The following is a 21,682-nucleotide window of genomic DNA, read 5'->3' on the forward strand; positions in this document are numbered from 1 at the left end:
GAGCTGCAACGCTATGTCGACACCCTGATCGTCATTCCGAACCAGAACCTGTTCCGGGTGGCCAACGAACGCACAACCTTCTCCGAAGCCTTCGGCATGGCCGACCAGGTGCTGCATTCCGGCGTCCGCTCCATCACCGACCTGATGGTGCTGCCGGGCCTGATCAACCTCGATTTCGCTGACGTCCGCACGGTGATGACCGAGATGGGCAAGGCGATGATGGGCACCGGCGAAGCCTCCGGTGACGACCGCGCCCTGATGGCGGCCCAGAACGCCATCCAGAACCCGCTGCTGGACGAAGTCTCGCTCAAGGGCGCCAAGGCCGTGCTGGTCAATGTCACCGGCGGCCTGGACATGACCCTGCTGGAGGTCGACGAGGCCGCCAACGCCATCTCCGAGCAGGTGGACCCCGAGGCCAACATCATCTTCGGCGCGGCTTTCGATCCGTCGCTGGATGGCATGATCCGCGTGTCGGTGGTGGCCACCGGCATGGACGGCGCCTCGATCGCGGCCATCGAGCCCAAGATCGAGACCCGGCGTGCGCCGCCGCCTGCGCCCGCGGCCCGCCAGCCGGAGCCTGTCCGGCAGGCCGAACCCGTGCGTCAGCCCGAAGCGGCCCGTCAGCCCGCGCCCCAGCCGGCCTATGAGCCGCGCCCTGCGCCGGTCGCCTATGCGCCGGAGCCGGCCCCCCGGGCGGCGGAGCCTGCGCCCCAGGCCTATTCGCCGCCGCCCCAGCCGGCCCCCCAGGCTCGGGCTCCGGCGCCCCAGCCCCAGGCCCGCGCCTATGAGCACGAGGCCGAGCAGGCTGATCTTTATGTGCCCCCTGAGCCTGCGCCGGCCCAGCGCCCGATCACCCGCATCGTCGATCCCATGGCGGCCGAAGAGGGCGACGAACCCCTGTTCGCCGACAACAGCTTCGCCGATGATCGCCGGCAGAAGAGCGGGTTTCTGAGCCTGTTTGGCGGCCGTCCACGCTATGACGCTCCGGCGCCTGCGCCGACTCCGGCCCCCGCCAGCCGTCAGGCGCCGCCCAGCCGCGGCGGCGCTCAGCCGGCCGAGGCCTCCGATCCTGATCGCGACGCCGGCGAAGACCTGGAAATTCCGTCCTTCCTGCGTCGCCTGGCCAACTAGAGCGCGATCCCGTCGCAGACCGTCTCAGACGGCCGGTTCCCCGCGGAGCCGGCCGTCTTTTATTGGGCCATTCAAGCGTGGGTCGGCGAAGGGGTAAGCGCCTGATTCAGAACAAGAAGCCGCCTCGATCTTAAGGTGAAACATTCGGAAACAGGACTTGTCTTGCGGCGCCGCAGCACAGGAACTATCCGGGGCGTGGGGCCATTCGCGGTTGTTCTTGAGCCGCCCATACAAGTCTGGCCAGGAAGGTTTCAGTTCGTGTCCGCAGCCATCGCCCATTCCGCTCACGCGCTCCAGCACACCGTGCTGGGTCCGGCGATCTTCGCCGGCGTCGGCGTGCACACCGGCGCCCATGTCCGCGTGGCGGTTCGCCCTGCGCCGATCGACACGGGCATCGTGTTCGTCCGCACCGATGTCACGGGCCAGGACAACCGCATCGCGGCTTCGGCCGAGGCGGTGTGCAAGACCCAGCTGGGCACCGTCATCGGCAACGCCGCCGGCGTCACCGTCTCCACCATCGAGCACCTGATGGCCGCCTTTGCGACGCTCGGCGTGGATAACGCCGTGGTCGAGCTGGATGGTCCGGAAATGCCGATCATGGACGGCTCCTCCGAGCCTTTCGTCCAGATCCTCGACCAGGCGGGCCGCCGCCAGCAGGAAGCGCCCCGCCGCTATATCGAGATCCTGGCGCCCATCGAGGTGATCGACGGCGACAAGAGCGCCCGCCTGTTGCCCTGCGACCAGTTCGAAGTGGCCTTCGAGATCGCCTTCGATTCGCCGGTCATCGGCCGCCAGGCTGTCGATCTGGTGATGGACGAGGCCGCCTTCCGCAAGGAGTTGGCCAACTGCCGGACCTTTGGGTTCGCCCATGAGGTCGAGGCCCTGCGCGCCATGGGCCTGGCCCGCGGCGGCTCGCTGGAGAACGCCGTGGTCATCGAGGGCGACCGCATTCTCAATCCGGAAGGCCTGCGACGCCCCGACGAATTCGTACGCCACAAGGCCCTGGACGCCATCGGCGACCTCTATGTGCTCGGCGCGCCGATCATTGGCCGTTTCGAAGGCCGCCTGGCCGGCCATGGGATCAACAACCAGCTCGTCCGCGCCCTGACCGAACGGCCGGACGCCTGGCGCATCCGCACCTTCGCCCCGGAGCTGGCCCTGGCCGTCTGACCTTCCGTTTGCGCCGCAGCCCACGTGGTGTAGAAGCGGTGGCTCGCGGCGCGGGGGCGCGCTTGGTCCTTTTGAGGTGAAGGTGTCTCTGCTTCACAATTCCCTTCGGGGTCCTGCCGTTGCGACGGTTCTCGCCGCCCTGGCCCTCACGGCCTGCGCCGGACGAGGAGAACGGCCCCAGCTGGCCTATGAAGAGCGGCCGGTCGAGCTGCTCTACAACACCGGCGCCAACCGGCTGGACCGCGGTCTGTGGAACCAGGCGGTGGACTATTTCGCCGAGGTGGAGCGCCAGCATCCCTATTCGGTCTGGGCCCGTCGTTCGATCCTGATGACCGCCTATGCGCAGTATCAGGCCAATGACTACGCCGAGGCCATCTCCAGCGCCGACCGCTTCCTGTCCCAGGCGCCCGGCAATCCGGCTGCGGTCTATGCCTACTATCTCAAGGCCATCTGCTATTTCGAACAGATCGTCGATGTCGGCCGCGACCAGGCCGCCACCGGCCAGGCGCTGAACGCCCTGCGCGAAGTGGTCCAACGCTATCCCGACAGCGAATACGCCAAGGACGCCCGCCTGAAGATCGACATGGTCAACGATCAGTTGGCCGGCAAGGAAATGACGGTCGGCCGCTACTATCTGCGCAATGGCGACACCCTGGCCGGCATCGGCCGGTTCAACATGGTGATCCAGCGTTACGAGACCACCAGCCATACGCCCGAGGCCCTCTATCGTCTGGTCGAGGCCTACCTGACGCTGGGCTTGAATGAGGAGGCCAAGCGCAACGGCGCCGTCCTCGGCTTCAACTATCCGGGCACCGTCTGGTACCGCGACGCCTATGACCTGCTCACCAGCCGCGGCCTGCGGCCGGCCGATGCGCCGGCGGCGTCCGAAGGTCGGAGCCTGTGGTCGCGGGTGCCGTTCATCGGCGGCCGGGGCGATTCCGATGATCTGGAGCGGGACAAGGACGCCACCCTTCGCCCTCCGGAAAGCCAATAGAACCTAAGGCGAACGAACAGGCTTTCGCCCGCGGCGATTCCAAGCAATCTTGCACCCCATGCTGATCGGACTGTGGATCCGCGACGTGGTGTTGATCGAGGCGCTCGACCTGCCCATCGGGCCGGGGCTCACCGCCCTGACCGGGGAGACAGGGGCGGGCAAGTCGATCATCCTCGACGCCCTGGGCTTGGCCACCGGCGCACGGGCCGAGGCCGCCCTGGTGCGCCAGGGCGCGACCCTGGCCCAGGCCACGGCCCTGTTCGCGCCAGCGCCTGAGCACCCGGCCTGGGCGCTGCTGGACGAGAAGGGCCTCGCCTACGACCCCAGCGAGGATCTCGTCCTGCGCCGCACGGTCAATGCCGATGGCCGCAGCCGCGCCTTCGTCAACGACCAGGCCACCAGCGTCGGCGTCCTGAGGGAGCTGGGCGCCCTCCTGATGGAGGTCCACGGCCAGCACGAGACCGTCGGCCTGCTGGACACCCGCACCCATCGCGGCCTGCTGGACGCCTTCGGCCAGCTGGGCGGCCCCCTGGCCAAGGTCGGTGGGCTCTGGAAAGCGTGGCGGGCGGCCCAGGCCCATCGCGACGACCTCGCCGCCACCGCCGACCAGGCCGCCGCCGAGATGGAGGAGCTGAACCTCCGGCTCGCCGAACTCGACCGCCTCGAACCCCGGGAAGGGGAGGAGGCCGACCTCGCCGAAAGCCGCGCCATGCTCGGCGCCGCCGAAAAGGCGCTGTCCGACATCGCCTCGGCCCGCGAGGCCTTCGACGGCCTGGCCCCCCGCATGGCCCAGGCTGTCCGCGCCCTCGACCGCGCCCGGGAGCGCGCCGTCCATGCCGGCGCGGCTGAGACGGGCCCGACCGTGACAAGGCTGGCGGCGGCCACCGGCGCCATCGACCGCGCCCTGGTGGAGGCCCAGGAGGCTGAGGCCGCCATCGACGGCGCTGCGGAGGCCTTCGATTTCGATCCCGACCGCCTGGAAAAGACCGAGGAGCGGCTGTTCGAACTGCGCGGCATGGCCCGGAAGCTGAATGTCAGCGTCGAGGAGCTGCCCATTCTGCGGGTCCGGTTCGCCGAGCGCCTGCGGGCCGCGGAGACCTCGGGCGAGGATCTGAAGGCCGCCGAGGCCGCCCTGGCCGCGGCCCGCGCCGACTATCTGGCGGCGGCCGAGGAGCTCAGCCAGCAACGCCGGGCGGCCGGCGAACGGCTGGTCCAGGCGGTGATGTCCGAGCTTGGCCCCCTGAAACTGGACAAGGCCCGCTTCCGCGCCACAGTCGAAACCCTGGCGCCGGAAAAGACCGGCCCCCAGGGCCAGGACCGCGTGGCCTTTGAAATCTCCACAAACCCCGGCGCGCCGTTTGGCGAGCTGGGCCAGATCGCCTCAGGCGGCGAGCTCGCCCGCCTCGCCCTGGCGCTGAAGGCGGCCCTGGCCGGCCGGGCCGAGGGCGCCCAGCCGCTGATGATCTTCGACGAGGTGGACCAGGGCGTCGGCGGCGCCGTGGCCGACGCGGTGGGCCTGCGCCTGCGCCGGCTGGCCTCGGACGCCCAGGTCCTGGTGGTGACCCACAGCCCGCAGGTGGCCGCCCGGGCCGACGCCCACTGGCGGATTTCCAAGGCCGGCGACGCCGAAATGGTTCGTACCGCCGTCGAGGTGCTCTCCCTGACCGATCGCGAAGAAGAGATCGCCCGCATGCTGGCCGGCGCCCAGATCACCGATGCGGCCCGCGCCGCCGCACGAGCCCTGATGGATGCCTGATTTCCCGACCGCCAAGCCGGCCGCCGACCTCACCGAGGCCGAGGCCGCCGAAGAGCTGACCTGGCTCGCCGACACCATGGCGGCCTATGACATCGCCTATTATCAGCATGATGCGCCCAAGGTCTCCGACGCCGAGTACGACGTGCTCAAGCGCCGCAACGCCGAGATCGAGGCGGTGTTTCCCGACCTCGTGCGCGAGAACTCTCCCAGCCTGAAGGTCGGCGCGGCGGCCTCGGCCCAGTTCTCGCCGGTCGAGCACGGCGTGCCGATGCTCAGCCTCGACAACGCCTTCTCCGACGAGGAGGCGATCGAGTTCGAAGCCCGGGTGCGGCGGTTCCTGCGGCTTGACGACAGCCCCATCGCCTATACGGCCGAGCCCAAGATCGACGGCCTGTCAGCCTCGATCCGCTATGAGCACGGCCGGCTCATGCGCGGCGCCACCCGGGGCGATGGCCGGGTGGGCGAGGACGTCACCGCCAATCTGCGCACCCTCTCCGACATTCCTGAACGGCTGGCCGGCTCGGGCTGGCCGGAGGTCATCGAGATCCGCGGCGAGGTCTATCTGGAGCATGAGGGCTTCAAGGCGCTCAACGCCGCGGCCGAGGCGGCCGGCCAGAAGACCTACGCCAATCCCCGCAACGCCGCGGCCGGATCGCTGCGTCAGCTGGACCCCAAGATCAGCGCCCAGCGGCCCCTGCGCTTCTTCGCCTATGCCTGGGGCCTGGTGAGCGGCCCCTTCGCCCAGACCCAGTGGGAGGCCTTGGAGGCCTTGAAGGCCTGGGGCTTTCAGACCAATCCGCAGTCGCGGCGGGTCGAGGGGGCGGACGGCCTGCTGGGCGCCTATCGCGACATGGAGCAGCTGCGGCCGCGCCTGGGCTTCGACATCGACGGCGTGGTCTACAAGGTCGACCGGCTGGACTGGCAGCATCGGCTGGGCTTCGTCTCGCGCTCGCCCCGCTGGGCCATTGCGCGCAAGTTCCCCGCCGAGCAGGCCCGCACGGTGCTGAACGCCATCGACCTGCAGGTGGGCCGGACCGGCGCGGTGACGCCCGTGGCGCGACTGGCCCCGGTGACGGTGGGCGGCGTGGTGGTGGAGAACGCCACCCTGCACAATGCCGACGAGATCGCCCGCAAGGATGTGCGCATCGGCGACACCGTCATCGTGCAGCGGGCCGGCGACGTGATCCCCCAGGTGGTCGGGCCGGTGCTGGAAGAGCGCCCCGCAGGCGCCAAGCCCTACGTCTTCCCCGAAACCTGCCCCTGTCCGCTGAAGACGCCGCTCGCGCGGGAGACCACGGCCTCGGGCGCCGAAACGGTGGTGCGCCGCTGTACCGGCGAGCTGGCCTGTCCGTTCCAGCGGATCGAGCATCTGAAACACTTCGTCTCCCGCCGCGCCTTCGACATCGAGGGCCTTGGGGAAAAGCAGCTCCAGGCCTTCTACGACAGGGGCTGGGTCAAGGAGCCGGCCGACATCTTCCGCCTGGCCCGGGACGAGGCCAAGCTGGATGAACTGCGCAGCGCCGAGGGCTATGGCGAGACCAGCGTCACCAATCTGAAGGCCGGAATCGACGCCAAGCGGGCCATTCCTCTGGACCGCTTCATCTATGGGCTGGGGGTCCGCCACATCGGCGAGACCACGTCCCTGGCGCTCGCCCGCCACTTCGAGACCGTGGACGCCTTCCTGGCCGCCGCCCGCGCCGCCGCCGCCCAGCGCGCCGGGGACGGCCACGAGGTCTTCGCCCAGCTGGACGGGGTGGGGCCCACGGCCCTTGAGGCGATCCTGGCCTGGGCGACGGCGCCCCACGAGGTGATGGTCCCCGAGGGCGCGGGCTTCGACACCCGGCTGAAGGCCTCCATCCCCAAGCTCAACAAGACGGCCCGCGAGGCCCTGGGGCGTCGCTTCGAGGATTGGGCGAGCTTTGAGGCCGCCGCCGCGGCTGCGGCGGCCCAGCGCCCCGGGGACGACTTCGGCGAGCTGGCGGCGGTGGATGGGGTCGGCCCGGTGGCCGCCCGGATGATCGCCGAGTTCTTCGGCGAGGATCACAACGAGGCCACTGTCGAAAACCTGCTGGCCGAACTTCAGGTCCAGGCGGCCGAACGGCCCAAGACCGACACCGCCGTGGCTGGCAAGACCATCGTCTTCACTGGCGCGCTTGAGAAGATGACCCGCGACGAGGCCAAGGCCCAGGCCGAAGCCCTGGGCGCCAAGGTCTCCGGCTCGGTGTCGAAGAAGACCCATCTCGTGGTGGCCGGCCCCGGCGCCGGCTCAAAGCTGAAGACCGCCACCGACCTCGGCATCGAGGTGATCAGCGAGGACGACTGGCTCAAGCTGGTGGGACAGGGGTAGGGGGCCAGGGGTAGGGGGCGCGCAAGCCACACCTCACCCCGTCACCCTCGGACTTGATCCGAGGGACCATGCACGCAGGATGACGGACCGTGTTCATGGATGGTCGGATCAAGTCCGACCATGACGGAACGGGAAAACGCCTAAAGCGGCGCGCAGGCCTCTTCCAGCCAGGCCCTCACCTCGGCGTCCACCAGGGGCCCGATCTCGCGCAGCACCCGGGCGTGATAGGCGTCCATCTGGGCGCGTTCCTCGCGGCTCAGCATCTCGACCACGATCAGCCGCCGGTCGATGGGGGCGAGCGTCAGGGTTTCGAAGCCGAGCATGGGCCGCTCACCGCCCTCGATCTCGTCGGCGCCGGTGACGACCTGCAGGTTCTCGATGCGGATGCCATAGGCGCCGGTCTTGTAGTAGCCGGGCTCGTTGGAGACGATCATGCCCGGCTGCAGGGCGACGCTGTTGGGCGCCTTGGAAATCCGCTGCGGGCCTTCATGGACGCCCAGATAGCTGCCCACCCCATGGCCGGTGCCGTGGTCATAGTCGAGGCCGGCCATCCAGAGTGGCGCCCGGGCGAGCGCGTCCAGGGCCGAGCCGGTGGTCCCGGCGGGGAAGCGGATATGGGCAAGCGCCAGGTGACCCTTGAGCACCAGGGTGAAGCGCTCGGCCATCTCACGGCTGGGTTCGCCGATGGCCACCGTGCGGGTGACGTCGGTGGTGCCGTCCAGATACTGCCCACCGGAGTCCACCAGCAGCAGGGAGCCGGCCTCCGTGCGCTTGTTCAGGCGCTCGGTGGGCCGGTAGTGGACGATGGCGCCATTGGAGGCGGCCCCGGCGATGGTGTCGAAGGACAGGTCCTTCAGCGCCCCGGTGGCCTCGCGGAAGCCCTCCAGGGTCTGCACCACGGTCTTCTCGTCGGGCAGGCTGGCCTGGGCATCGGTGGCCAGCCAATGGAGGAATCGGGCGAGCGCCGCCCCGTCGCGCACATGGGCCTGGCGGGCGCCCTCGATCTCGACAGCGTTCTTGCAGGCCCGGGGCAGGGCGCAGGGGTCGTCGGCGCGCAGGGGCTCGGCGCCGGCCGCCTCGAGGGTGTCGAAGTACCAGGCCGAGGACTGGCCCGGATCGATCATCACCTTCTGGCCCTTCAGGTCGCCCAGGGCGCCGGCCAGGGCGTCGGGGGTCTCCAGGCTCACCTCATTGCCCAGCCACGCCGGCAGGTCGGCGCTGACCTTTGCGGGGTCCAGGAACAGCCGTGCGCGGCCGTCGGCGGCCAGGATCGCCTGGGCCAGCGGCAGGGGGCTGCGGATCACGTCGCCGCCGCGGATGTTGAACAGCCAGGCGATGGAGGCCGGTGCGGTGATCACGGCGGCCTGGGCGCCCTTGGCCGCCAGGGCCTGGCCGATGCGGGCGCGCTTGGCCGCGGAGTCCTCTCCGGCGTAGTCCAGCAGGTGGGGGACCACCGGCGCCTGGGGCTGGGCCGGGCGCTCGGCGCCCCAGGCGGCGTCCAGGGGATTGAGGTCCACCGGCTTCAGCTCGGCGCCGGCCTTCTCCACAGCGGCCCGCACGCGGGCGAGGCCGTCGGGGCTGTGCAGGCGGGGGTCATAGCCTATGGCCTGGCCCTTGCCCGCAGCGGTCTCCAGATAGGCCGGCACGCCGCCCTCGACCAGGTCGCGGATTTCGAACAGGCTCTCATCGACCTGGTCGCGGACCTGCAGGGTGTAGCGACCATCGACGAAGACGGCGGCCTTGTCCTTGAGGATCACGGCGGCTCCGGCCGAGCCGGTGAAGCCTGTGGCCCAGGCCAGCCGGTCATTGGCCTCGGGCAGGTACTCGTTCTGGTGCTCGTCCTCGTGGGGGACAAGGAAGCCGTCCAGCTTCTGGTCGGCCATGGCCTGGCGGATCAGGGGCAGGTGGCGGGCGCCAAAGGCGCGCTCGGTGGTCTCATCAAAGGTCTGGCGCATGGATAAGAAATAAGCCCGGGCGCGCCGGAGCGCCATGGGGATCGTGCGTGCTCAGGCGTAGGCGATCAGCCGCCCCAGGGCGCCGACGCACAGCCATATGGCTATGGACCCTGCCGCCATCAGCCGACCCAGGGCTGGCGGGGCGCTGTCCCACCGCGCCATTTTCGCTCGCCAGAGCCATCGGAACAGGACGGCGTGGGCGAGGCCGACGGCGATCAGCGCCATCTTGGCGCGGAAGACGTTCGAAGCGGCCATGGGACCGGCATCGGCGGAAAACATCACCGCGCCGCTGGCCGCCAGCAGGGCCAGGCCCGCCAGGGCGAAGGGCGTCAGGGCCCGCGCCAGGGGCTCGGCCGGCAAGCGGCGCAGGAAGCCCGCCAGCCTCAGATCGACCACCCCGATCCCGCCCACCAGCAGGATCAGGCCCAGCAGGTGGGCGACATTGGCGGTCGGATAGGCGATGGCCGACCCCCGCGCCCACTGGCCAAGGGCCGAGGCCTCCAGCAGGGCGGCGAGGGTCTCCACGACTAGCGGAGCTCGACGGTCTTGCCCTCGGCGATGACCCGTTCAAGGCGCAACTCGGCTGTACCGTCACGGCGGGCATAGCCTTCGAGGGTGACCGTCTTGCCTGGACCCAGCATCTCGCGGGTCAGGCCCCGGGCCTCCATCCGCGAGACGGGCGCCAGGATGACGTCCCAGGTCTTGCCGTCATGCACGACCTTGGCCGCGCCATGGGGATTGCCCCAGGAGACGTCGGAGAGGGGGGCGGTCACACGGACCAGCTCGGTGGCGTCGTAGGAGCTCCAGCCGTGGTGGGCGAAGCTGGCGCCCGGCGCGGCGGCCAGGCCGAGGGCGAGCGCGGCGATCGTCAGGGTCTTGCGCATGGGATCCTCCGGTTAAGTGTGGTGACAGGATAACGCCGTTCCGGCCCATCGGGGTTCAACCGCCCGTGAAGGCTCAGAGCCGGCGATAGATCATGGTCGACCCGTCCTCGAGCCTGCCCCGCAGGCCAGCCCAGACGCCGGCGCTATCGTACCAGTTGTCGATCTCGGCCTCGCCGCGGATCGTCCAGCGGGTGGCCGGTATCGATCGCCCGTCCGCCAGTTGCACACTCTCGCGGCCCGCGCGGGCGGCGCTGACCTTCATGATCTTGCCCAGCTGCGGATTGAACAGCGGGCCGTCGAGGGCGGCCGTATTCCAGTGGGTGAGGGGGGCGGCCGAAGCCGGGGCGGTGAGGCGGCCGCCAGGCGCCTCGATGGTGACGCCTGTAGGGGTCGCCTCGGCCCTGACCTGTTCGACCTTGCCATTGGTGTCGGTGAGGGTGGTCAGGCTTGCGAAGTTGTCGTCCAGCCAGCGCTCGGTGGCGGTGTGGGCGTAGCGGAAGACCGGGATCGGGCCGAGCTTCACGCGCATCTCGACCTCGGTGCTGACCGTCAGGCCAGATCCGCTGCGGCTGAAGCGCATGATGTGCTCGCCGACCTTGTCCTTGCCGCGGAACACGGCGAAGGCCAGACGGCCATTGGCCGGCGCGGCCGCAAAGGCGCCGGGGGCGGCCAGGGCGCTGGCCCCCATGGCGATCAGGCCTCTCCGAGTCAGGGCGGATGGATGGGCCAGCGGCATGGGGTCAACTCCGAGCGGCGCCCTGTCGGGCTCCGGGAGTCTACGGACCGCTGGCGCGAGCGGATGCCTTAGGCGGAAGCTTGGGGGGACTAACCGAAGGCTGGCCGCGCGTTCAGGCGAGCACGCCAGGCGCTGGCCAAGGCCTTGAGCGCGTCGGTGCGGCCCAGGGGGGTCATGTCCTCATCGTCCAGGACTTCGAGGATTTCGAAGCTGAAGGCGGCCTCGCCATGGGTCCGCCAGGCCGCTTGCAGGGCGCTGTTGGGATGGCCGCCCAGACGCAGGCTGAACCAGAGCCCGTTGCGCTGAGCATCGAGATTGGCGGAGGGCGACACCCAGGCCTCCTGGCTTGCGGCGCACCGGATCGCAAAGGCGCCGGCGCGGACCTTCTTTTCCTTGTGAGCCCGGATCAGATCTCGACGGCGTGCGGCGTCCATGGGGTGCTCCTCTGATCGCCGATATATACCCGGATAAAATAAGGATCAAGGCCAGGAAAAAGGGCGGCCCCTTTCGGAGCCGCCCTTCGGTAGTTCAGGCCAGCAAGGGCCAGGTCTTACATGCCGCTACGGTCAGCGGCGTTCTCGGTGGCGTCGGCGGCGTTGTCCGCGGCGTTCTGGGTCGCCGCAGCGGCGTTGTCGGCCGCAGCCTCGGTGCTCTGGGCGATGCTGTCAGCCGCCTGGCGCGAGCTTTCGGCGGCGTCGGAGGCGGCCTGCTGGGCGCTGTCGGCGGCGTTCTCGATCATGGCCTCGGCGCGGCCGGTATCGCGGGCCATCTCCAGATCGGCGTCGTCGGTCCCGCGGTTGCCGAAGACGAAGAACATACCCACCAGGGCGACGATGGCGACGATCCCGGCCACCCACCAGCCAGCCGAGCCGCCACTTTTATGGACGACTTCACGCTGCACCGGCGGGGGATCGGTACGGGGGGTGTTCGGATCATAGGTCATGGTCGTTCTCCTCGGACGGAGCGGTTGGCCGCTTCCTGTCGCGCTTGAGAACGTAGTTCGCCTGATGTGAGTTCCGGCGAGCTTAGCCGCGGCGGATGACCAGGGTGGTCCAGGCGTCGCGGTTCAGGCGACGGACCAGCACAAAGCCGCGGCTGCGATAGGCGGCCAGCACCCGACGGGCCTGGGAGCGGAGCAGGCCAGACAGGATCGCCGTGCCGCCGGGCCGCAGGGCGCCCTTGATGTCCTGGGCCAGCATGACCAGCGGCGCCGCCAGGATGTTGGCGAACACCAGGTCATAGGGCGCCTGGGCCCGGACCAGGCGGTGGCCGAGCCCCGAGGCGTGGACGAAGCGGGCCTTGGCCTGATTGAGGATGGCGTTCTCGCGGGAGATTCGGACGGACGGCCGGTCGATGTCGGTGCCCACCGCCACCGGAGAGCCGGTCTTGGCCGCGGCGATGGCCAGCACACCCGTACCCGCGCCCACGTCCAGGACGCGGGCGAAGCGCCGCTGCTTCAGAAGCGCGTCATAGGCCAGGAGACAACCGACCGTGGTCCCATGGTGGCCGGTGCCGAAGGCGGCGCCCGCCTCGATCCGCAGGTTCACCGCATTGACCGGCGCCAGGCCCCGGTCATGGGCACCGTAGATGAAGAACCGGCCGGCGCGAACCGGCGGCAGCCCTGATAGGGCCATGGCCAGCCAGTCGGCGTCGGCCAGGACTTCTGTGCTGGTGGTCAGCCCCGCATGGGCGCCCAGCACGTCGCGCAGGGCGTCGGCTTCCTCGGCGGTGGTGGGGAAGGCGTCGATGCGCCAGATCTCCCGATCCTCGTCCTCTTCCAGGATCGAATAGGTGACGCCCTCCAGCAGGGGGTGCTCATCGATGGCGAGCGCGGCGGTCTCGGCGATGGCCCGGGGGCCGCGGGCGATGATCTGGTAGGCGTCTTGCGTCATGCGCCTCCTCTAGAGCCGCAGGGCGCATTAGGCGAGAGGCAAGCGCCTATTCCGAGGGCGCGAACGCCACCTGGGTGGGACGAGCCGTAGTCGGCGCATCCATCGCCAGGGGCAAGGCGGGCTCGGGCGCCTGGACCATGCGGCGGGGGACGATGTCGCCGTCCATGGAGGGATAGGAAACGACGATTCCGGCTGTGGGCGGCTCGACGCGGATCACCTGCAAGGGGCGATGCTGGCGGACCGGCTCGACATAGACCACCGGCTCATAGTCCGGCTCGGCCATGGGCGCCGGGCCATAGGCCACCGCCATCGCGGCCGGCTCATCGTGACCCACCCAGTCATAGCCGATCACATGGTCGGGGACCTGGCCGGCCTGGTCGCCAGTCTGGGCGAAGGCGTAGGCCTGCGGCTCTGGCCTGTCGTCGCGATCCTCGGCGGCGGGCAGATGAATCTGCGGACCCAGCATGGCCTCGCCATAGGTCAGGTCGGGCTTGAACGCCGCCCCCAGCAGAAGCCCGCTGGCCACAGCCAGGGTGATCCCATGAAACAGCGCCTGCATGCCCGCCTCCTTGCGCCGATAAGCGCGCGAATCGGCCAGGAGGTTTCATCGGCGGATCGACACGCGTTCAGGGACCGGCTCATCTCGCCGCAACAGGGCTGGAACTTGCGTGTTACGCTCAAGCCGAAGGAGGAGACCGATGAGCAAGTACAAGCCCCTGTCCGACCGTCTGGCTCGGCGCGAGGCCGACGACTGGAGCGCCAGCTTCGCCGAGCTCGAAGAGGCCCTGGGCTTCCCGCTGCCCAAGAGCGCCAGGGATCAGAACGCCTGGTGGATGGGCGGCGATAAGCCTCACCACGAGGCCTGGAAGGGCGTAGGTTGGCGGATCGAGGCCGTCGACCGCATCGCCCAGACGGTGGTCTTCGCCCGCGACCCGGGCGCCGAGACGCCCGAGCCGACTCCTATGGACGTGGCGATGGAGCCGCCAATCGCGAGCGCGGCGAAGACGCCGCGCCAGGGTGTCGTCTCGGCCGCCGTCGCCGGCGGAGCCGCGGCCCTGCTGGCGGGCGGCGTGGCGGTGGTGGCCAACTTCCTGGCCAAGCGCAAAGGCGAACCCTGGCGTTAGAGCGGAACAAAACGCGCTCAAGACTTAGGCTCTAGGAAGCGTCGGCCTTCTCCACGAAGGAGTCGATGACCTTCTTTTCGCCGGCCTTCTCGAAGGCGACGGTCAGCTTGTTGCCGTCGATATTGCGCACCTGGCCATAGCCGAACTTCTGGTGAAACACCCGGTCGCCGCGGGAAAAGGCGCTGCTGGAGGCCGACGGGTCGGATACGGCCACCAGGCGACCCTCGCCCTCGATCACCTGCTGGCGACCCGGATGGCTGCCCTGATAGCCACGGTCCTGGGCGCGGCGCCAGCCGGGCGAGGAATAGCCGGAGCCGAAGCTGGGGCTCTCGTCCCAGCGGCTGCCGTGCTGCTGCATGCCTGGACCGCCGCCGTAATAGCCGGTGTCGGACGCGGCCTCCACATGGGCGATGGGCAACTCATCGACGAAGCGCGACGGCAGCTGGCTGGTCCAGCGGCCATAGACCTGGCGGTTGGCGGCGAAGGAGACGTGGGCCTGCTCCCGGGCGCGGGTGATGCCCACATAGGCCAGGCGGCGCTCCTCCTCGAGGCCCTTCTCGCCGCTCTCATCCATGGAGCGCTGCGAGGGGAAGACCCCTTCTTCCCAGCCCGGCAGGAAGACGAGGGGAAATTCCAGCCCCTTGGCCGAGTGCAGAGTCATGATTTGGACGGCGTCCTCGCCGGCCCCGCGGTCGAGATCCATGACCAGGGAGACGTGCTCCAGATAGGCGCCCAGCGTCTCGAAATTGCCCATGGACTGGACGAGTTCCTTGAGGTTCTCCAGCCGCGTCTGGGCGGTCGGCGTCTTGTCCAGGCGCAGCGCGTCGGTATAGCCGCTCTCCTCGAGCACCATCTCGGTCAGCCGGCTGTGGTGCTGGGTCTCGCCCTGCGCCCGCCAGCGATCCAGGTCGCGCAGGAAGTTGGCCAGCGAGGTGCGGGTGCGCGCCGCCAGCTCGTCGGTCAACACGATCTGCCGGGCCGCCGTGGCGGCCGAGACGCCGTTCAGCCGGGCGATCTGCAGCAGCTTCTGGACCGTGGTCTCGCCGATTCCCCGCTTGGGGACGTTGACGATCCGTTCGAAGGCCAGGTCGTCGTCTTCCGATTGGATCAGCCGCAGATAGGCGTGCGCATCGCGGATCTCGGCCCGCTCGAAGAAGCGCGGGCCGCCGACCACCGTGTAGGGGATCTGCAGCAGGACGAAGCGTTCTTCGAAGGCGCGCATCTGGAACGAGGCGCGCACCAGGATGGCCATGTCCTTGTAGGGCCGCGGATCGCGCTCGGTGGTCCCCTTGCGGGCGCGTTCGATCTCGTCGGCGATCAGCCGGCTCTCGGCCTCGCCGTCCCAGACCCCGCGGACCACCACCTTTTCGCCGCCGTCGGACTCGGTCCACAGCGTCTTGCCCAGGCGGGACTTGTTGGTGGCTATCAGGCCCGACGCCGCCCCCAGGATGTGGCTGGTGGAGCGGTAGTTCCGCTCCAGGCGGATGACCTTGGCGCCCGGAAAGTCCCGCTCGAAGCGCAGGATGTTGTCCACCTCCGCGCCCCGCCAGCCATAGATCGACTGGTCGTCGTCGCCGACGCAGCAGACATTCTGCCGCTTCTGGGCCAGCAGCCTGAGCCACAGATACTGGGCGACATTGGTGTCCTGATACTCATCCACCAGGATGAACTTGAAGCGATCGTGGAACTCGGCCAGCACGTCGGGCTGCGAGGTGAAGATGGTGATGTTGTGCAGCAGCAGGTCGCCGAAGTCGCAGGCGTTCAGCACCCGCAGCCGCTCCTGATAGAGCCGGTAGAGCGCCTGGCCGCGATTGTTGGCGAAGGCCGCGCCCTCGGCCGGCGGCAGGCGGTCGGGGGTCCAGCCGCGGTTCTTCCAGTGGTCGATCAGGCCCGCCAGGGCCTTGGCCGTCCAGCGCTTGGAATCGATGTTCTCGGCCTCGAGCAGTTGCTTGAGCAGCCGTTCCTGATCGTCGGTGTCGAGGATGGTGTAGCTGGACTTCAGGCCCACCAGTTCGGCGTGGCGGCGCAGGATCTGGGCGGCGACGGAGTGGAAGGTGCCCAGCCACCGCAGCCCTTCGGCCTGGGGACCGATAATGGCCGAGATCCGCTCGCGCATCTCCCGGGCGGCCTTGTTGGTGAAGGTGACGGCCAACAGCTCCCAGGGCTTGGCGCGCCCGGTGGTCAGGATGTGGGCCAGCCGCGTGGTCAGCACCCGGGTCTTGCCGGTGCCGGCCCCGGCCAGGACGAGCACGGGACCCTCGATCGTCTCCACCGCCTCCCGCTGCTCGGGGTTCAGGCCCTGCAGATAGTCGGGCTGATGGCCGGGCCCGCCCACGCGGGCGAGGTCGCTGATCTTGGGCGCCGGGGGCGGGGGAGCTGATTCAGGAAAGGACATTGGAACTTATATAGAACAGATCGGAGCCGGCGCCCAAGGCGCGGCGTGTCAGAGCAGGCGACGCATCTCCGGCGAGATCAGCTGCTCGCGCGGGCTGATCCGGACCTCGAAGGTCCCGGCCGGCGGCGGCGTCTCGAAGCTGGCCTTGCCCAGCCCCTCCAGGTCCAGCCAGGCCATGCCCTCGTCCAGGGTCAGCACCGGCGGCCCGCGGTCGTGGACGGCCGCCATGTCGGTCGGCGCCGGGCCGGTGATGAAGGCGAAGCTGTCCAGGCCCTCTGGGAAGTCGGCGGGGGCCGACCGATCCCAGAGGCCGGCGAAGAAGCGGATGTCGTCGCCGGCCCATCCGATCTCATTGCGCTGCTTGGGCTGGCCCTTTTTCCAGCCCGCCGGCTCGGAATACTCGATGAAGCTGGTCAGGGGTACGAGGCAGCGGCGGCGACGATAGGCCTCCTTGAAGGCGGGGCTGGTGTCCACGGTCTCGATCCTGGCGTTGGTGCTCATGGCCCGCCAGTCCTTGACCGGTCCCTTGTGAAAGGCTGGAACCAGCCACCAGCGAAGATCGACCAGTTCCAGGCCGGCGGCAGGCCGGGCGGGATCGAGGGGGCGCAGGATGGTGGCCCGCTCGGTGGGCCGGATCGGCTCATCCACGGGGCGGTTGGCGGTCGCGTCGTCGAACCGCAGCGGGACGCCGTATTCGGAGAACAGCTCGGCCAGATTGGCCGCCGCGGCCCGCTTCAGATACTCATTGCACATGGCGAAGGACAGCCACAGGCGAGGCCCCGTGTCCACCGCCGTGGCTCAGGCGATGAGCCAGTCGCCGAGGGTGGCGGCCGTCACGCCGACCAGGATCATCTGGGCGCCGCCGACCATGTTGATCACCATGTCCGAGCCCGAAAAGCCGGCCTCCCAGACCGTGCCGGGCTCGAGCCGCACCCGGTCGCCCTCCGCGCTGTTGAAGTCCAGCACCCGGTCGATCCCGGCCTCGCCGAAGGTGTTGAAGATATCGGCGCCCGCGCCGCCGGTGAGGGTGTCGTCGCCCTTGTCGCCGGACATCCAGTCGTCGCCGGCCCCGCCAAACAGGATGTCGTTGTTCTGGCCGCCGCGGATCAGGTCGTTTCCGTCCCCGCCATAGCCGGTGTCATTGCCGATATTCCCATAAACGGTGTCATTGCCGGCCTCGCCGTAGAGCAGGTCGTCGTCCTTGCCGCCCACCACCCAGTCATCGCCGCCGGCGCCCCACAGGGTGTCGGAGCCGGCATTGCCGTGCAGGTCATCAAAGGCCGACCCGCCCCAGATGCGGTCGTTTCCGTCGAAGCCGCGCAGATAGCTGGTCCCGTCGCCGCCGCGGATCTCGTTGTTGGCGCTGTTGCCCAGGATGGTGTCGGCGCCGGGGCCGCCGATGACGTTCTCAATCACCGTATTGTAGGCGACCCCCAGATTGTTCGACCAGGTGTAGGTCTCGGCGGTCTGGATATGCTCGTTGAAGAAGTCGGTCGCCCAGGGGAAGCGGACCAGCATCTGCGCGATCTGGGCCTGGGCCGAGAACTGGGCGATGGAGGAATAGGCGCCCGGCGCAAGATCAATGACCGAGCCGCGGCTGTGATTGGAGAGGTCAAAGGTGTCGACCCCGCCGGCGTCATAGATGGTCTGGAAGAAGGGCCGGCTCTCGTCCCAGGCGTAGGTCGTGTCGCCGGCGGCCGTCGTCGGATCGGCGCCATAGCGCGCCTGGGCTGCAAGCACGTCGAACACCATGGGCGTCTCGGGCGCCACCCGGGTGGGAATGATACGGACGCCCGTAGCGGTGGCCTCGGCCGTCCAGTGCAGGCTGTCTGTGGCGTCGGTGTAGGACATCACCGTGTAGCGGCTGGTGTCATAGGCCGCAGGCAGGACCGCCCCATCTTCGAAGGGGTGTTTCAGGCCGATGGCGTGACCGATCTCATGAACCAGGGAGCTGTAGTTGTTGCCGCCCTGGCCGAAGTCGGAGGCGACATGCGACTGGTCGATCCAGATGTCGCCGGAGATAGGGCTGCCAGCGCCGCCATAGATCGGCGGGTAGTAGGCATAGCCCCAGAGATCCTCGTCTCCACCGCTCAGGGCGTCGACATCGGTGAAGGCGACGCGGATCTGGCCTTGCGAGGCCAAATCGTCGGTCTGGACGAAGTTGACGGCGACCACCTTGTCCCAGGCGTCGATGGCGGCTTTGAACTGCTGGATCTGCGAGGCGTTCAGCACGCTGTAGCCCGCCACGCTCGGTTCTTTCCCGGGCTCGTAGGCCGGCCAGGTTGAGCCTGCGCCGGGGGCGCTGTAGGTGATCGTCGATCCGCTCCACCAGCGGCTGGCCGCGAGCAGGCTGGAGATAATGGCGCTGGGGTCGGGGACAGCCATGATGAACTCGAAGCTTCGCGCTGGCGATGAGCGCCAGTATCGCAGGTTGCAGCCACGGCCTGTCCAAATTCCTAATGACCGGGACCCAAGTCACCCACTCGTGACCCCGACCTCACCGTTCCGGAGCCGACTTGATGCCCGACATGCCGCCCCCCTTGGTCTCCGAGCTCCAGGTTACGGCACCGCGCCTGGCCCCCAGCCCAGGTGACGCCGCCTTCGCCATCACCACCCTGAGGATCGAGACCCTGGCGACGGCGCCGCGCCTGGACGAGGCCCTGCGCAGCGAGCCCGGCGTCGCCCTGTTCCGCCGAACGGGCAGCGAGGTGGCCAATCCCACCGTTCAGGGCCTGTCCCTGCGGGCCATCGCGCCGTCCGGCGCCGGGCGCACCCTGGTGACCCTGGATGGCGCGCCGCAGAACGATCCCTTTGGCGGCTGGGTGATCTGGTCGGCCCTGCCGCCGGAGGGGCTGGCGGCGGCCCAGATCATCAAGGGCTCCGGCGCGGGACCCTATGGGGCGGGCGCTCTGACCGGGGTGGTGGCGCTCAGCGAACGGGCGCCGGCGCGGGGGCTTTCTGCGCTGGATGTGTCCGCAGGCTCCCGCGGGACCTATCGCGCCGCCGCCGCCATGGGGACGGAGACCCTGCTCGCCGTGATCTCCGGCTCGACCACCGAGGGCTACACCCCGATCCGCGGCGCGGGCCGTGGCCAGGTCGACCAGCCTGCCGGCCTCAATCAGGTCTCGGCCGCCGCACGGCTGCAGGGCGAGGTGGCCGGGGTGCAGACCGCCTTCCGTCTCGACGCCTATGAGGAGCGCCGCGGCGGGGGCGTTCAGGGCGTCAATTCGCAGGCCAGCGGCGGGGCGGCGACCCTGTCCCTGGCCCAGCCTTCGCAGACCGACGCCGGCGGGTGGCGCATCCAGGCCTGGCTGCGGGCCAGCGACCTGAAGAACCGCTTCGCCGCCGTGGAGCCCGACCGTTCGGCCAGTCGCCCGGCGGCCCGGCAGCTGGCGACTCCGGCCCTGGGCTATGGCGCTAACGCCGCCTGGCGCCAGGTGGGCGGCGCCTGGACCTGGGAGGTCGGCGGCGATGTCCGCGTGGCTGATGGGGAAACCCGAGAATTCTTCAGGGATCTGGGGGACGGCTTCACCCGCGGCCGGGTGGCCGGCGGCCGGACCCTGGTGGGCGGGGTCTATGGCGAGACCACCTATGAGGCCGAACGCCTGCTGCTGACCGGCGGCCTGCGTCTGGACGGCTGGTCGGCGCGGGAGGCGCGACGGATCGAGCGTGATCTGAACGGCGGGGCCATCGTGCTGGACTCTCGGGCCGATGACGCCAGCGGGACGACGCCCACAGGACGCCTGGGCGCCCGCCTGGCCCTGACCGAAACCCTATACCTGCGCGGCGCAGCCTATGCCGGCTTCCGCCCGCCGACCCTCAATGAACTCCATAGGCCTTTTCGCGTGGGCAACGACCTCACCGAGGCCAATCCCGATCTGGAGCCCGAGCGCCTCTACGGCGTCGAGGCGGCGGTCGGCGGGGCGGGGCCGCTGCGCTGGTCGGCAGGTCTGTTCTTCAACCGCCTGGAAGATCCGATCACCAATGTGACGATCGGCGCTGGGCCCGGCACCTTCCCGATCGCCGGCTTCGTGCCGGCCGGCGGCGTCCTGCGGCAGCGCCAGAACGCCGGCGCCATCGACGCCCTGGGGCTGGAGGTGTCCGCCCAGCGAACCTGGGGGAGCCTCGATCTGCGCGGCGCGGCGGTCGCCACGAGCGCCGAGGTCGACGGCGGAAGCGCCGCCCCGCAGTTGACCGGCCTGCGCCCGGCTCAGACCCCGGAATTCGCCGCCACCGTGGGACTGGACTGGCGGGCCAGCGCGCGCCTGCGGCTGAGCGCCGAGGCGCGGCATGAGGGCCAGCGCTACGAGGACGATCTGAACACGCGGCGCCTGGGGGCGGCCACCACCCTGGACCTGCGCGGCGCCTGGCGTCTGGGCGAGGCGGCCGAGGCCTATCTGGCGGCCGACAATGTCCTGGACGCCGACATCGAGGCCGGCCGGGCGGGCGACGGCCTGCTGACCCTTGGCGCGCCACGGACAATCCGGGTCGGCTACAGCCTGCGTCGGTGACGCCAAGGCAAGCGAGGGCTTGAAGGCTCACGGTGTCGATTCCTCGACTGCGCTGGGCCGTCCTGTGGGCCTGAACCCGCGCTCCCCTGGCGCCGCCCCTGGGCTAGGCGGACTCGCTTTCCGCGGCGGCCATGTCGGCGGCGGCCTTAGCCATCATCTTCTGGAACACGCCGCTGCGGATCAGTTCGCGCCGCTCCTCCAGCCCCCGGTGCAACTCCTCCAGCACCTTGGCGGCGGGCGCTTGGCTCTGGATCGCGGCCCAATAGGCGGCGACCTTCGGGGTCGAGGGTACGGGATTGTCCATGCCCACCGACGGCAGGACGTTCTCCACCAGGAACAGGCCCGGCACGATGGCGCAGTCGGCCAGAGTCAGGCGGCCGCTGGAGGCGAAGCCATCCTCGCCGATCAGCTTGTCCAGGGCCTTGATGTTGCGCACCACCTGGCCGCCCAGCAGATCGACAATCCCCTGATTGCGGGTGTCGGCTCTCGACTGGGGCGAGAGCATGAACATGTTGTTCATGATGTAGATATCGCCGATGCGCGCGAGGGTCCGGATCTGGGCGGTCTCCCGAGGCGTCGACCCCAGCATCGAGGGCTCGGGATAGCGTTCTTCCAGATACTCGGCGATGACCTCGGACTCCGCCATCGGCTCGCCGTCCCCCTCCAGCACCGGAATGCGGCCGATGGGATAGTCCTTGCGGAACTGCGGTGTGCCGAAGGTGGCCGGACGGGCGATTTCGATGTCGGTGATGCCCTTGGCGTAGATCTGCATCCGGACACGCGCGGA

General features: G+C 69.6%; 19 protein-coding genes. 7 read left to right on the forward strand and 12 right to left on the reverse strand.

Going from position 1 to position 21,682, the window contains the following annotated elements:
- The 5 genes from Q7S93_RS08940 to ligA all read left to right on the forward strand — a co-directional run.
- On the forward strand, window positions 1–1,131 hold a 1,131-nt coding region (locus tag Q7S93_RS08940), incomplete at its 5' end, for a cell division protein FtsZ (protein WP_304713540.1).
- Window positions 1,132–1,401: 270 nt separating this feature from the next.
- The gene (gene lpxC, locus Q7S93_RS08945) at window positions 1,402–2,301 is read left to right on the forward strand and encodes a UDP-3-O-acyl-N-acetylglucosamine deacetylase (RefSeq protein WP_304713558.1); all 900 of its coding nucleotides are present in this window, start codon (window positions 1,402–1,404) and stop codon (window positions 2,299–2,301) included.
- Between the two features lie 82 nt (window positions 2,302–2,383).
- Window positions 2,384–3,295, forward strand: a complete 912-nt coding sequence (locus Q7S93_RS08950) for an outer membrane protein assembly factor BamD (RefSeq protein ID WP_370652109.1) — start codon at window positions 2,384–2,386, stop codon at window positions 3,293–3,295.
- A gap of 58 nt (window positions 3,296–3,353) precedes the next feature.
- The gene (recN, locus tag Q7S93_RS08955) at window positions 3,354–5,051 is read left to right on the forward strand and encodes a DNA repair protein RecN (protein ID WP_304713542.1); all 1,698 of its coding nucleotides are present in this window, start codon (window positions 3,354–3,356) and stop codon (window positions 5,049–5,051) included.
- Window positions 5,044–7,398, forward strand: coding sequence for an NAD-dependent DNA ligase LigA (gene ligA / locus Q7S93_RS08960; RefSeq protein WP_304713543.1), 2,355 nt, complete (start codon window positions 5,044–5,046; stop codon window positions 7,396–7,398). Before recN ends, ligA begins: the two co-directional genes overlap by 8 nt.
- A gap of 140 nt (window positions 7,399–7,538) precedes the next feature.
- On the opposite strand, the gene Q7S93_RS08965 is transcribed toward ligA, so the two are convergent.
- From Q7S93_RS08965 to Q7S93_RS09000, 8 genes are all read right to left on the reverse strand, one after another.
- Window positions 7,539–9,353 (reverse strand): aminopeptidase P family protein, encoded by a 1,815-nt coding sequence (locus tag Q7S93_RS08965; RefSeq protein ID WP_304713544.1) that lies wholly within the window; start codon window positions 9,351–9,353, stop codon window positions 7,539–7,541.
- 51 nt (window positions 9,354–9,404) lie between these two features.
- Complete coding sequence (locus Q7S93_RS08970; RefSeq protein ID WP_304713545.1) at window positions 9,405–9,878, reverse strand: DUF6644 family protein; 474 nt, start codon at window positions 9,876–9,878, stop codon at window positions 9,405–9,407.
- Between the two features lie 2 nt (window positions 9,879–9,880).
- Window positions 9,881–10,237: a DUF6152 family protein gene (locus tag Q7S93_RS08975; RefSeq protein WP_304713546.1), complete on the reverse strand. Its 357-nt coding sequence runs from the start codon at window positions 10,235–10,237 to the stop codon at window positions 9,881–9,883.
- A 73-nt stretch (window positions 10,238–10,310) separates the two neighbouring features.
- The gene (locus tag Q7S93_RS08980) at window positions 10,311–10,973 is read right to left on the reverse strand and encodes a DUF6134 family protein (RefSeq protein ID WP_304713547.1); all 663 of its coding nucleotides are present in this window, start codon (window positions 10,971–10,973) and stop codon (window positions 10,311–10,313) included.
- A gap of 89 nt (window positions 10,974–11,062) precedes the next feature.
- Window positions 11,063–11,407: a GIY-YIG nuclease family protein gene (locus Q7S93_RS08985; RefSeq protein WP_304713548.1), complete on the reverse strand. Its 345-nt coding sequence runs from the start codon at window positions 11,405–11,407 to the stop codon at window positions 11,063–11,065.
- Window positions 11,408–11,523: 116 nt separating this feature from the next.
- The gene (locus tag Q7S93_RS08990; protein WP_304713549.1) at window positions 11,524–11,916 is read right to left on the reverse strand and encodes a hypothetical protein; all 393 of its coding nucleotides are present in this window, start codon (window positions 11,914–11,916) and stop codon (window positions 11,524–11,526) included.
- Window positions 11,917–11,998: 82 nt separating this feature from the next.
- Window positions 11,999–12,865, reverse strand: a complete 867-nt coding sequence (locus Q7S93_RS08995; protein WP_304713550.1) for a 50S ribosomal protein L11 methyltransferase — start codon at window positions 12,863–12,865, stop codon at window positions 11,999–12,001.
- A 46-nt stretch (window positions 12,866–12,911) separates the two neighbouring features.
- Window positions 12,912–13,424: a hypothetical protein gene (locus Q7S93_RS09000; RefSeq protein WP_304713551.1), complete on the reverse strand. Its 513-nt coding sequence runs from the start codon at window positions 13,422–13,424 to the stop codon at window positions 12,912–12,914.
- A gap of 139 nt (window positions 13,425–13,563) precedes the next feature.
- On the opposite strand from Q7S93_RS09000, the gene Q7S93_RS09005 reads away from it, so the two are divergent.
- Window positions 13,564–13,989, forward strand: a complete 426-nt coding sequence (locus Q7S93_RS09005; protein WP_304713552.1) for a DUF7662 domain-containing protein — start codon at window positions 13,564–13,566, stop codon at window positions 13,987–13,989.
- A gap of 31 nt (window positions 13,990–14,020) precedes the next feature.
- Here Q7S93_RS09005 and Q7S93_RS09010 read toward each other — a convergent pair whose 3' ends face one another.
- Genes Q7S93_RS09010 through Q7S93_RS09020 form a run of 3 tightly spaced genes read right to left on the reverse strand, consistent with a single transcriptional unit; the run spans window position 14,021 to window position 18,769 of the window.
- A complete protein-coding gene (locus Q7S93_RS09010) occupies window positions 14,021–16,384 on the reverse strand; it encodes a UvrD-helicase domain-containing protein (RefSeq protein ID WP_304713553.1) in 2,364 nt (787 codons plus the stop codon).
- A 48-nt stretch (window positions 16,385–16,432) separates the two neighbouring features.
- A complete protein-coding gene (locus Q7S93_RS09015; RefSeq protein WP_304713554.1) occupies window positions 16,433–17,173 on the reverse strand; it encodes an SOS response-associated peptidase in 741 nt (246 codons plus the stop codon).
- 9 nt (window positions 17,174–17,182) lie between these two features.
- On the reverse strand, window positions 17,183–18,769 hold the full coding sequence (locus Q7S93_RS09020; protein ID WP_304713555.1) for a matrixin family metalloprotease: 1,587 nt from the start codon (window positions 18,767–18,769) through the stop codon (window positions 17,183–17,185).
- A 134-nt stretch (window positions 18,770–18,903) separates the two neighbouring features.
- Between Q7S93_RS09020 and Q7S93_RS09025 the strand changes: the two genes are divergently transcribed.
- Window positions 18,904–20,895 (forward strand): TonB-dependent receptor, encoded by a 1,992-nt coding sequence (locus tag Q7S93_RS09025; RefSeq protein WP_304713556.1) that lies wholly within the window; start codon window positions 18,904–18,906, stop codon window positions 20,893–20,895.
- A gap of 103 nt (window positions 20,896–20,998) precedes the next feature.
- Here the strand turns inward: Q7S93_RS09025 and Q7S93_RS09030 are convergent.
- Window positions 20,999–21,682 (reverse strand): glutathione S-transferase family protein (locus Q7S93_RS09030; RefSeq protein WP_304713557.1); only part of this gene is annotated, 684 nt, incomplete at its 5' end.

Source organism: Phenylobacterium sp., from assembly GCF_030646615.1.
Classification (GTDB): Bacteria; Pseudomonadota; Alphaproteobacteria; order Caulobacterales; family Caulobacteraceae; genus Phenylobacterium.

Excerpts from the sequence above, each read along its gene's own strand:
- recN (WP_304713542.1), top strand. The coding sequence starts at position 3,354 with ATGCTGATCGGACTGTGGATCCGCGACGTGGTGTTGATCGAGGCGCTC.
- ligA (WP_304713543.1), top strand. The coding sequence starts at position 5,044 with ATGCCTGATTTCCCGACCGCCAAGCCGGCCGCCGACCTCACCGAGGCC.
- Q7S93_RS08965 (WP_304713544.1), bottom strand. The coding sequence starts at position 9,353 with ATGCGCCAGACCTTTGATGAGACCACCGAGCGCGCCTTTGGCGCCCGC.
- Q7S93_RS08975 (WP_304713546.1), bottom strand. The coding sequence starts at position 10,237 with ATGCGCAAGACCCTGACGATCGCCGCGCTCGCCCTCGGCCTGGCCGCC.
- Q7S93_RS08980 (WP_304713547.1), bottom strand. The coding sequence starts at position 10,973 with ATGCCGCTGGCCCATCCATCCGCCCTGACTCGGAGAGGCCTGATCGCC.
- Q7S93_RS08985 (WP_304713548.1), bottom strand. The coding sequence starts at position 11,407 with ATGGACGCCGCACGCCGTCGAGATCTGATCCGGGCTCACAAGGAAAAG.
- Q7S93_RS08990 (WP_304713549.1), bottom strand. The coding sequence starts at position 11,916 with ATGACCTATGATCCGAACACCCCCCGTACCGATCCCCCGCCGGTGCAG.
- Q7S93_RS08995 (WP_304713550.1), bottom strand. The coding sequence starts at position 12,865 with ATGACGCAAGACGCCTACCAGATCATCGCCCGCGGCCCCCGGGCCATC.
- Q7S93_RS09000 (WP_304713551.1), bottom strand. The coding sequence starts at position 13,424 with ATGCAGGCGCTGTTTCATGGGATCACCCTGGCTGTGGCCAGCGGGCTT.
- Q7S93_RS09005 (WP_304713552.1), top strand. The coding sequence starts at position 13,564 with ATGAGCAAGTACAAGCCCCTGTCCGACCGTCTGGCTCGGCGCGAGGCC.
- Q7S93_RS09010 (WP_304713553.1), bottom strand. The coding sequence starts at position 16,384 with ATGTCCTTTCCTGAATCAGCTCCCCCGCCCCCGGCGCCCAAGATCAGC.
- Q7S93_RS09020 (WP_304713555.1), bottom strand. The coding sequence starts at position 18,769 with ATGGCTGTCCCCGACCCCAGCGCCATTATCTCCAGCCTGCTCGCGGCC.
- Q7S93_RS09025 (WP_304713556.1), top strand. The coding sequence starts at position 18,904 with ATGCCCGACATGCCGCCCCCCTTGGTCTCCGAGCTCCAGGTTACGGCA.